Source organism: uncultured Campylobacter sp., from assembly GCF_963517995.1.
GTDB lineage: Bacteria > Campylobacterota > Campylobacteria > Campylobacterales > Campylobacteraceae > Campylobacter_A.
Window position 1 is genome coordinate 1 of record NZ_CAUQHQ010000082.1, and the last position, 10,221, is coordinate 10,221.

Sequence of the window (10,221 nt, forward strand, 5' to 3'; positions counted from 1 at the left end):
CGCGTCGGAGTGCAGCAAACTAACGGCTGATAGCAGCGACTATATGGAGCCTTTCGTTTTCACTCACGCGCACAGAGCGACGTTTGACTCTAGGGGTAAAGACCCGATGCTGCACGCCAAGGCCGCGGTTTTAGGCGGTCTGTGGAACTGCGTGCACTGCCAAGAGTGCGCCGACCGCTGCCCTAAAGGTATCAGCGCAGCCGACGATATAGCTGCGCTTAGAGTCTTTACGCAAAAACAAGGCATAAATACCGGCGAAGGCCCGGATCACGCTAACGCCTTCCTTACCGACCTGGTAGATGGCTCGGGCAGGCTAAATGAAATTTTACTCGCCCTTAGAAGCGAAGGCGCCATGGCCGTAAGCAAAACCGATATCGCGCTAAAACTGATGGGTGCGGGAAAGATGAATCCTTTGCATATATTCGGCGAAGAGGACATCGAGGGTCATAAAGATTTGGTAGAAATGATAAAAGCCGCGCGCGCCGCCGCGGATAAGGAGTAAAAGATGAGCGCACAAAACGAATTTGCTTTTTTCCCGGGATGCGTCCTAAGTCAAGCGGCAAAAGAGTCTAAAATCTCGCTGGAGGCCATCGCGCCGATACTGGGCATCAAACTACACGAGATCAAAGGCTGGAGCTGCTGCGGCGCCACGCAAGCTCAAGACGTCGATCCTATCGCTACTCTGGTAGCTAACGCTAGAAATTTGGCCCTGGCTGAGGGCATGAATATGCCCGTGCTAACTACGTGTAGCACTTGCTTCCTTACGCTAACGAGAGCCAAAACGGCGCTTGACCGCGGTCAAAAAGATAGGATAAATACCTTCCTAGCTAAGGGCAACATGCAGTATCAAGGCACTACGGAGGTAACCAGCCTGCTTTGGGTGCTTTATCAAAACGTAGAAACGCTAAGGACTAAAGTCGTTAAGCCGCTTTCAAATTTAAAGGTCGCGCTATTTTACGGTTGTCATAGCCTGCGCCCCGAAAAAGCCACCCAAAACCGCGAAAGTTCGGTAAATCCAAAAAGCTTTGAAACCGTCGTAGAGGCTCTTGGCGCTAAAATAGTACCGTTTGAAAAAAGACTTGACTGCTGCGGTTTTCACGCAAGCTATCCGGCCGTAAAATCGGTGCAAAAAATGTCCAGCCAAATAGTAAATAATGCTGACGAAAATGGCGCGGACTGTATCGTTACGCCGTGCCCGCTCTGCCAGATGCAGCTTGATATCTATCAGGAGCGTTATCAAGACGCGCAAAACTCGGGTGCCAGAGTGCCTATCATCCACCTATCGCAGCTAGTGGGCCTTGCGCTAGGACTTAGCAAAGAGCAGCTTGGCTTTGAGCATAATATCGTAAACACTAATAGCGTCAAAGTAGGCTAAATTTGATGATTTTTGCGGACGAAGCGGGCTATGTTTAGCCTTTACTTCGTCCGTTTTTAGGCTTTTTGAGTAAGTAGCGGCGAGAGATATGCAAATTTAAGACGTATCTACTAGCGTAGCTAACCGAGGTTTGGATAAAATAACAATGAAGAGACGAACAGTAAAATTTAGAATATTTTGTCATAGTTTCTATTGGAATGTTTGAGAGATCGTGGTATGCCAAAAAACATATCATGCTTTTACGGTAACTGTAAACGCCTCAAACAATCTTAGTTTAAGTTTATTTGGTTATAATCCAACTTACGTTTTGTATCCTTTGTCGGCCCATTCGTCTAGCGGTTAGGACACCAGCCTCTCACGTTGGTAACACGAGTTCGAGTCTCGTATGGGTCACCATCTACCTATTATATAACATAAAGGCTCATGAAGTTAAAAACTTCTAAATGAGTTTTCTTCTAAAGAGAGCGCATCCTATTAGTATCAAACAAAGCAGAGCTAAGCATAGGAAGTTGTGGTTTGCTTTATTATTATAAACAGATGGCGTTATACTAAATATAGATCAAAGTATAGCGTAATGATGACCGTATAAAATCCTCATTTAAAGAGTACGTTTTTGCTATGATTTAGTTGTATTTGTAGTTTTAAAGCATAGCTATCAATTATATATAATAGCAGTAGAGATACGAAATAATCAAAGCACTTACGAAGCGACGTTTCTATCAAAGAGTGTATCCATCCTTCCAAAATTCATATAATACGTTACGTGTATAGAAAGGCAAAACAGCGGCTAAGAATTAGCTTGAGTTTAATCGAGTCTAAGATATTCTAGATTTATCATATATTTTTATAGTATAGTTCTAGCTTTAAAAATAGAAAAATTACTAACATATGGCACCCAAGATGGTATCTAGCCAAACCTTAAAGCTTTGAAATATCAATAAAATCGGGATTTATAAAGAAATGGTGGTTAGAGGCAGAATCGAACTGCCGACACGCAGATTTTCAGTCTGCTGCTCTACCGACTGAGCTATCCAACCACGCCGTAAATAAAGAAATGTGATTTTAGCTATTTGATACTTAAATTTCGGTTAAAGACGCAAAATTCGGCGCATTTTTAAAATACAAAATCTATTTTTAAAGGCAGTCGCTCAAATTTGGCGGCTCTGCGGCGCAAATATTGCGTCAAATTTGCAAATTTAAGATCGCTTTTTTAAATTCATCCCCGCGCTCCGCGTAGCTGCTAAACTGATCGAGGCTCGCCGCGGCAGGGCTTAAGAGCGCTATTTCGTCCAAATTTTCGCTATTTGCGCTAGTTCTAGCGGCTCCGTCAAATTTAAAGCGTTTATCTATCTCGCCGACCGCGACGTTTAAAAATTCGCATTTTACGGCAGGGATTTTAAACTCGCCCGCAAGCGTCATTAGCTTGTCCGTATTTGAGCCGATAGCGTAAATTTGCGTCTTAGCGCCGCGCAAGGCCTCAAAAAGCGGCCGCATATCTACGCCCTTATCGTCGCCGCCTAAAATCAAATGTAAAAATTTGCCCTCATATCGCTTTACGGCTTGGATGCTCGCGTCGATGTTGGTCGCCTTCGTGTCGTTGACCCACGTTCTGCCGCGCGCATCGCGAAACTCCTCTAGCTTGTTGCCCTCTATGACAAAGCCGTTTAAAAGCTCTACGTCGCACCTGTCAAGCAAAATTTTCTGGATAGCAAGCGCTAAAAGAGCGTCCGTTAAAAACGGCGTTTTAAAGGCGATATCGTTTAAATTTACGCCGCAAAACCGGGCCAAATCCGCCTCGTTTTCGTAGCTTATCACCTTTGCTTTAGTCGGCGTCTGGGCGTAAATTTTAGGCAGGATCGCGACCGCGTTTTCGCCCATCGTTGCTAGCGGTTTTAGCTTGGCGCGCTCATACTGCGCAAAGTCGCCGTGCCAGCTGAGGTGATCGGGCGTGATAGGCAAAAGCGCGTAGATGCCGGGCACGGCAATGTTCGTGTAGTGCATCGTAAAGGAGCTGGTCTCTAGCACCCAAATTTTGGCGTTTATGTCAAGGTCTGCGAGCGGAACTCCGACGTTGCCGCCCATTACCGAGCCGTAGCGCGCCAGCAGGTGCTGCGTCATCTTCGTCGTCGTGGTTTTGCCGTTCGTGCCGCTGATCCAGACGGTAAAGGGCATTTTGCCGCCGTAAATTTTATAAAAATAGTCGTACTCGCTGATGAGATTTTGCGCTTTTTTAACCAGCTCGTGGCTCGGCGGGAAGCCGGGGCTAGGTATCTCTAAGCCGCTTTTTTCTGGTATGAAAAGGTTTGGCGGTAGTAGGGCGTTGTCCCATTCGTCGCTTGAGATCTCGCTAAATTTATCGTCGTAGATATCCCAGCCGCCCTCTTTGCCGAAGTTTTTTGCTATCGCGCGCGTCGTGCCGCCGTAGCCAAATAGCGATTTTCTCATTTTTGCTCCTTTTTACGCCCTTTTGCCCCATAAAATTTGCGTTATTTCCTCCGCGTCCAGCTCGGTGATTACGCCGTTTCGTTTGTGTCTGGTAAAAAGTTTAACATCATAAGTATCTTTAAAATTTAGCTTTAAAAACTCGGTAAAATATCCGCCCTCACAAGCGAAATTCGGACGATCGTAAAACTCGTCCAAAAACTCGTCATCGCTCTCTTGCGGCTCAAAACTCGTCATACGCTCCACGATCTCGCGCAGCTCGTCCTTTGTGATATCGGGCACGAGGCGAGGCTCCGGAAGCGCGATATCAAAGGCTAAATTTTCAGCCCCGTCGGCCTCCCACCACTCCCACAGGTCAAATTTACTCATATCTTTACCCGTGATTGCGTGTAGCTCGTTTTCTAGCTCGCGATATTTCTCGCCGCTCTCGTCGCCGTGTTCGTCGCAGTAGTCCGTATAGGCTAAAATTTTCTCCAAAATCCCGTCGTATCTTTTTCTAGCCGTCTCGTAATCCGGCTCTATCTGCGCTCTCATTAAATTCTCCTTATTAAATTTACCTGATTTTTAGTGCAGTCAGCGCGATTAAATTCGCCAAAACGGCGATGAGCCAAAATCTCACGATGATCTTATTTTCCACCCAGCCTTTTATCTCAAAATGGTGGTGTATCGGCGCCATGAGAAAAATTCTCTTTTTAAAAATTTTAAAGCTTCCGACCTGCAAAATCACGCTCAAAGTCTCCATGACAAAGACGAAGCCGATGATGATGAGCAGGATCTCGTTTTTCGTCATCACGCCCATGAGTCCGATATATGCGCCTACGCTGAGGCTCCCGCTGTCGCCCATAAAAACCTCGGCCGGATGGCAGTTAAACCACAAAAATCCCATCAGAGAGCCGATCAGGGCGGCAGCCACTACGACAGTCTCGCCCACGCCCGCGATCTTGGGCAAAAGTAAATACGAGCTAAAGACCGCGTGTCCGCAGATGTAGGCAAATACACCCAAAGTCAGCAGTGAAAATACCGCAGGCACCGTAGCTAGCCCGTCTAGTCCGTCGGTTAAATTTACCGCGTTTGAGGCCGCGACGATGACGAGCGTCCAAAACGCGACCGCAAAAACGCCTAGATCAAGCACCGCAAATTTGTAAAACGGTAGATAAAATTTGCTCCCCAGCTCGCCCTGCAAATACAGCATCAAAGAAACGGCCAGAGCGATTAAAATTTGCGCGGCAAGCTTGGCTCTGGGGCTTAGTCCGTCGTGGTTTTTGCCGCCTGAGATTTTGCGAAAATCATCCTTAAACCCAAGCGCCGTAAAGCCCGCAAGGCAGACAAGCGAGGCGAAGACGAAAACGTTATCTAATCTCGCGCAGATCACGCTCGCCGTAAGCGCCGCTCCGATAAAAACCAGCCCGCCCATCGTCGGCGTTTTGGCCTTTTTTTGGTGCGTTTGCGGAGCTAGCTCGTAGATGGGCTGGGCGGCGTTTTTGGCCTTTGCCCACGCGATAAATTTAGGCAGCGCCCAAACGGTCAAGCAAAATGCGATGAAAAACGAAAAGCCCGCGCGAATGGTGATGTATTGAAAGATATTAAAATTTAACAATTCATAAATATAGTAAAACATAAAAGCCTTTATTTTAAAAAAGGCTAATTTTAGTATAATGCCGTTAAAAAATATCTAAATTTAAGGCAAAAATTTAAAAATGGCTCAAAAAACTATTTTGGTGATCACAGACGGCATCGGATACAATGAAAGTAGCGAATTTAACGCATTTGCAGCGGCAAAAAAGCCAACATACGACTGGCTATTTAAAAACGTCCCAAACGCGCTCATAAAAACCTCTGGCCTAGCAGTGGGCCTACCCGACGGACAGATGGGAAACAGCGAGGTCGGGCACATGTGTATCGGCAGCGGGCGGGTTTTGTATCAAAATTTGGTCAAAATTTCGCTCGGTTTTGAAAACGGCTCGCTAGCCAAAAGCGAAAAGCTTTTAAATTTATTTAAAACTTGCAAACGCGTCCACGTCGTCGGGCTTTACAGCGACGGCGGCGTGCACTCGCATCTAAGCCACTTTGACGCGATGTGTTCCATTGCGGTCGCAAACGGCTGCGAGGTGTGCGCTCACGCGATAACCGACGGTCGCGACGTAGGCCCAAAAAGCGGACTGGCGTTCATAAAATCGCTGCAAGAAAAGGCGCAAAGCGGGTGCTTTAAGCTAGCTAGCGTTAGCGGTAGATTTTACGCGATGGACCGCGACAAGCGCTGGGAGCGCGTGAAAACGGCCTACGACGCGATGACGCGCGGAGAAAACGCGCAAACCGTGTCGCCGCTAGAATACGTCATGCAAAGCTACGAGGCAGGCGTGACGGACGAGTTTATCGTGCCGGCTAGTTTTGGGGATTTTGGCGGCATCGGCGAGGATGACGGCGTGATATTTATAAATTTCCGAAACGACCGCGTGCGCGAGATCGCGGCGGCTTTGGGCGATGAAAATTTTAGCGAATTCGCGCGCCCGTTCATCGTCAAAAATCTACTCACGATGACCGAATACGACGCAAATTTCGCCTTTCCCGTATTATTTGAAAACGAAAAGCTAAAAAATACCCTTGCCGAAGTCGTCGCAAACGCCGGCCTAACGCAGCTGCACACCGCCGAGACCGAAAAATACGCTCACGTGACGTTTTTCTTTAACGGCGGCGTCGAGGAGCTCGCCCAAAACGAAACTAGGGTACTGGTGCCAAGCCCTAAGGTCAAAACCTACGACGAAAAGCCCGAAATGAGCGCGCAGGCCGTGTGCGAGGCGGTGCTAAAAGGCGTGGATGACGGGCAGGATTTTATCGTGGTAAATTTCGCAAACGGCGATATGGTCGGGCATACGGGCGAATTTGACGCGGCGGTAAAGGCGGTCGAGGCCGTGGATGCGGCGTTAGGGCGCATAGTGGCAAAGGCAAAAGAGAAAAACTACGCGCTAATCATCACGAGCGACCACGGCAACTGCGAGCAGATGAAGGACGCGCAGGGTAATCTGCTAACCAACCACACGACTTTTGACGTATTTTGCTTCGTGATGGGCGAGGGTGTAAAGGCGGTAAAAGCGGGCGGTCTAAACAATATCGCCGCGAGCGTTTTAGCGCTGATGGGTATCAAAAAACCCGCCGAAATGGACGAGGCGCTGTTTTAAAACTATATAAATTTTCAGTAAAAGGCTTTTTAGCTTTCGTCTGATAAAATGCGGGCCAAATTTAAAATTAAGGAGAAAAAATGAAATTTAGCGGAAAAAACGTGCTAATCACGGGAGCTAGTCGCGGTATCGGCGCGCAGATAGCCAAAACCCTGGCGCAAATGGGACTAAAAGTCTGGATAAACTACCGCTCAAAGCCAGAAATCGCCGATGCATTGCAAGCTGAAATCATAGCAAACGGCGGGCAGGCCGCGGTGGTTAAATTTGATGCGACGGACGAGGACGAGTTTGTAAAAGCGATAAATTTGATCGCGGACGCCGACGGCGAGCTAAGCTACCTCGTAAATAACGCCGGTATCACAAACGACAAGCTCGCGCTTCGCATGAAGACGGAGGATTTTACCGGCGTGATAAACGCAAATTTAACCTCGGCCTTTATCGGATGCCGCGAGGCGCTAAAAGTAATGAGCAAAAAACGCTTCGGTGCCGTCGTAAACGTAGCCTCGATCGTGGGCGAGATGGGCAACGCAGGGCAAGCAAACTACGCTGCTAGCAAGGGCGGAATGATCGCGATGAACAAAAGTTTCGCCAAAGAGGGCGCGGCGAGAAATATCCGCTTTAACTGCGTAACTCCGGGCTTTATCGAGACGGATATGACGAGCGAGCTGGGCGACGAGATCAAAAAAACTTACAGCGACAACATCCCGCTAAAAAGATTTGGAAGTGCCAGCGAAGTGGCCGAAGCTGTGGCATTTTTGCTAAGCGATCACGCTAGCTACGTGACCGGTGAGACGCTAAAAATCAACGGCGGACTATATATGTAAACGCGTAAATTTTGCGTTTTTGCGAAATTTTAAGCTAAAATATACTAAAATCACGAAATTTTTAATTTTTAGGAGAAGAAAATGGCAGTATTTGATGACGTAAGAGACGTAGTGGTTGAGCAACTAAGTGTGGCTCCGGATGCGGTAAAGCTTGAGTCTAAGATTATCGAAGATTTAGGCGCAGACTCGCTTGACGTAGTTGAGCTCGTTATGGCGCTTGAGGAGAAATTTGAAGTAGAGATACCTGATAGCGACGCCGAGAAACTAATCACTATAAACGACGTCGTAACCTACATCGAGAACCTAAATAAATAAGTTTTTGCAAGGAGTAGCCTTGAAAAGAGTCGTAGTAACCGGCATTGGGATGATTAACGCTTTGGGACTTGATAAAGATAGCTCGTTTAAGGCTATCTGCGAAGGTAAAACCGGCGTAAAAAAGATAACCTCTTTTGACGCGAGCGATTTTCCCGTTCAGATCGCTGCCGAGATTACGGACTTTGACCCGCTTACGGTACTGGATGCAAAGGAAGTCAAAAAGGTCGATAGATTTATTCAGCTTGGGCTAAGGGCAGCTAAAGAAGCCATGGCTGATGCGAATTTCGGCGAATTTGACGCTGAGAATTTCGGCGTTAGCTCCGCTGCAGGCATAGGCGGTTTGCCTAATATCGAAAAAAATTCCAATACCTTGCTCGAAAAAGGTTCAAGACGAATTTCTCCGTTTTTTATACCTTCTGCTCTAGTAAATATGCTAGGCGGTATAGTTTCGATAGAGCACGGCTTAAAAGGGCCTAATATCTCTAGCGTAACGGCATGTGCGGCATCTACTCACGCCATAATCGAAGCGGCTAAGACTATAATGATCGGTGAGGCTCAAAAGATGCTAGTCGTAGGTTCCGAGTCTACGGTTTGTGGAGTAGGAATAGGCGGGTTTGCCGCTATGAAAGCGCTCTCTACTAGAAACGATGATCCCCAGCATGCCTCTCGTCCATTTGATAAGGATAGAGACGGCTTCGTCATGGGAGAAGGAGCCGGCGCGCTCGTGCTTGAAGAATATGAGAGCGCAAAGGCTAGAGGGGCTAAAATTTACGCCGAGATTGTAGGATTTGGCGAGAGCGGCGATGCGTATCATATCACTTCGCCTTCGCTTGAAGGGCCGCTATCTGCTATGAAAAAAGCTCTTAAAATGGCCGGAAATTTAAAAATCGACTATATAAATGCGCACGGCACATCGACTCCGACGAACGACAGAAATGAAACGGCCGCCCTTAAGGCTCTTTTCGGAGATAGCGTACCGCCGGTTAGCTCGACCAAGGGGCAAACCGGGCACTGTTTAGGCGCAGCCGGCGCGATAGAAGCGGTTATCTCTATAATGGCTATGCAAGAAGGTCTCATACCGCCTACCATAAACTACGAGACTAAAGATGAAGAATGCGACTTGGACTACGTGCCAAATCTAGCTAGAAAAGCTGAGCTAAACGCCGTTATGAGTAACTCTTTCGGGTTTGGCGGCACTAACGGCTCTATCGTATTTAAGAAGATATAATGGCAAGTTATCTAGACTTTGAGCAAAGTATCAAGCAAATAGACGACGACATCGCAAATGCAAGAATTCGCGGCGATGAGCATGCGGTGGAAATTCTAAATAAAAATTTAGAAAAAGAGACTGCTAAAATTTACAAAAACCTTAACGAGTTTCAGCGCCTTGCTTTGGCAAGACACCCAGATCGTCCTTATGCTATTGATTACATCAAAGGTATGATGAGGGATTACTACGAGTTGCACGGCGATAGAGCGTATCGCGACGACGCGGCGATAGTTTGTTTTATCGGCTATATAGGCTCTAGAAAAGTCGTCGTAATAGGCGAGCAAAAGGGTCGAGGAACCAAAAATAAACTAAAAAGAAATTTCGGTATGCCTCATCCCGAAGGTTACCGCAAAGCTTTACGAATAGCTAAAATGGCTGAAAAATTTGGACTCCCAATACTATTTTTGATAGATACTCCCGGCGCGTATCCGGGCGTTGCTGCTGAGGAGCGCGGTCAGAGCGAGGCGATAGCTAGAAATTTATTTGAATTTGCAAATTTAAAAACGCCGATGATAGCCGTCGTTATAGGCGAAGGCGGAAGCGGTGGCGCTCTAGCCATAGGCGTTGCTGACAAACTTGCTATGATGAGGAATTCGGTTTTTTCGGTCATCTCTCCAGAGGGCTGTGCAGCGATACTTTGGAATGATCCTTTAAAACAAGAACAGGCTACAAAAGCCTTAAAAATAACCGCCGACGACTTAAAAAATTTAAATTTGATAGACGATGTTATAGAAGAACCGGTGAACGGCGCACATCGAGATAAAGAAGCTGCCGTCAAAGCTCTTGCAACCTATTTTATAACCGAGCTTGAAAAGCTTG

General features: G+C 47.1%; 10 protein-coding genes, 2 tRNA genes and 1 pseudogene. 8 read left to right on the forward strand and 5 right to left on the reverse strand.

Features of this window, described 5'->3' with window-relative positions:
- Both RYL88_RS08695 and sdhE read left to right on the forward strand, forming a co-directional pair.
- Nucleotides 1–502: pseudogene (locus tag RYL88_RS08695) on the forward strand ((2Fe-2S)-binding protein); the annotation flags it as partial.
- Between the two features lie 3 nt (nucleotides 503–505).
- Entirely contained in the window at nucleotides 506–1,375 is an 870-nt protein-coding gene (sdhE, locus tag RYL88_RS08700) for an 8-methylmenaquinol:fumarate reductase membrane anchor subunit (protein ID WP_314990628.1), read from the forward strand.
- A 34-nt stretch (nucleotides 1,376–1,409) separates the two neighbouring features.
- Here sdhE and RYL88_RS08705 read toward each other — a convergent pair whose 3' ends face one another.
- Complete coding sequence (locus RYL88_RS08705; RefSeq protein ID WP_314990631.1) at nucleotides 1,410–1,610, reverse strand: hypothetical protein; 201 nt, start codon at nucleotides 1,608–1,610, stop codon at nucleotides 1,410–1,412.
- An 86-nt stretch (nucleotides 1,611–1,696) separates the two neighbouring features.
- Here RYL88_RS08705 and RYL88_RS08710 point away from each other — a divergent pair.
- A tRNA-Glu gene (locus tag RYL88_RS08710) sits at nucleotides 1,697–1,771 on the forward strand.
- Nucleotides 1,772–2,336: 565 nt separating this feature from the next.
- On the opposite strand, the gene RYL88_RS08715 is transcribed toward RYL88_RS08710, so the two are convergent.
- From RYL88_RS08715 to mraY, 4 genes are all read right to left on the reverse strand, one after another.
- Nucleotides 2,337–2,412 (reverse strand) — tRNA-Phe (locus RYL88_RS08715).
- A 145-nt stretch (nucleotides 2,413–2,557) separates the two neighbouring features.
- Complete coding sequence (gene murD / locus RYL88_RS08720) at nucleotides 2,558–3,820, reverse strand: UDP-N-acetylmuramoyl-L-alanine--D-glutamate ligase (RefSeq protein ID WP_314990632.1); 1,263 nt, start codon at nucleotides 3,818–3,820, stop codon at nucleotides 2,558–2,560.
- Nucleotides 3,821–3,832: 12 nt separating this feature from the next.
- Nucleotides 3,833–4,351, reverse strand: a complete 519-nt coding sequence (locus RYL88_RS08725) for a hypothetical protein (RefSeq protein WP_314990634.1) — start codon at nucleotides 4,349–4,351, stop codon at nucleotides 3,833–3,835.
- Nucleotides 4,352–4,370: 19 nt separating this feature from the next.
- Nucleotides 4,371–5,435: a phospho-N-acetylmuramoyl-pentapeptide-transferase gene (gene mraY / locus RYL88_RS08730; protein WP_314990636.1), complete on the reverse strand. Its 1,065-nt coding sequence runs from the start codon at nucleotides 5,433–5,435 to the stop codon at nucleotides 4,371–4,373.
- A 79-nt stretch (nucleotides 5,436–5,514) separates the two neighbouring features.
- Between mraY and gpmI the strand changes: the two genes are divergently transcribed.
- The 5 genes from gpmI to accA all read left to right on the forward strand — a co-directional run.
- Nucleotides 5,515–6,993 (forward strand): 2,3-bisphosphoglycerate-independent phosphoglycerate mutase, encoded by a 1,479-nt coding sequence (gene gpmI / locus RYL88_RS08735; protein ID WP_314990638.1) that lies wholly within the window; start codon nucleotides 5,515–5,517, stop codon nucleotides 6,991–6,993.
- Nucleotides 6,994–7,073: 80 nt separating this feature from the next.
- The gene (gene fabG / locus RYL88_RS08740; RefSeq protein WP_314990640.1) at nucleotides 7,074–7,817 is read left to right on the forward strand and encodes a 3-oxoacyl-ACP reductase FabG; all 744 of its coding nucleotides are present in this window, start codon (nucleotides 7,074–7,076) and stop codon (nucleotides 7,815–7,817) included.
- Nucleotides 7,818–7,898: 81 nt separating this feature from the next.
- Nucleotides 7,899–8,132, forward strand: coding sequence for an acyl carrier protein (gene acpP, locus RYL88_RS08745; RefSeq protein WP_297968972.1), 234 nt, complete (start codon nucleotides 7,899–7,901; stop codon nucleotides 8,130–8,132).
- Nucleotides 8,133–8,151: 19 nt separating this feature from the next.
- The gene (locus RYL88_RS08750; RefSeq protein WP_314990642.1) at nucleotides 8,152–9,360 is read left to right on the forward strand and encodes a beta-ketoacyl-ACP synthase II; all 1,209 of its coding nucleotides are present in this window, start codon (nucleotides 8,152–8,154) and stop codon (nucleotides 9,358–9,360) included.
- Nucleotides 9,360–10,221, forward strand: an 862-nt coding sequence (gene accA, locus RYL88_RS08755; protein WP_314990643.1) for an acetyl-CoA carboxylase carboxyl transferase subunit alpha, incomplete at its 3' end; no start/stop codon positions are given. The genes RYL88_RS08750 and accA, both read left to right, overlap by 1 nt.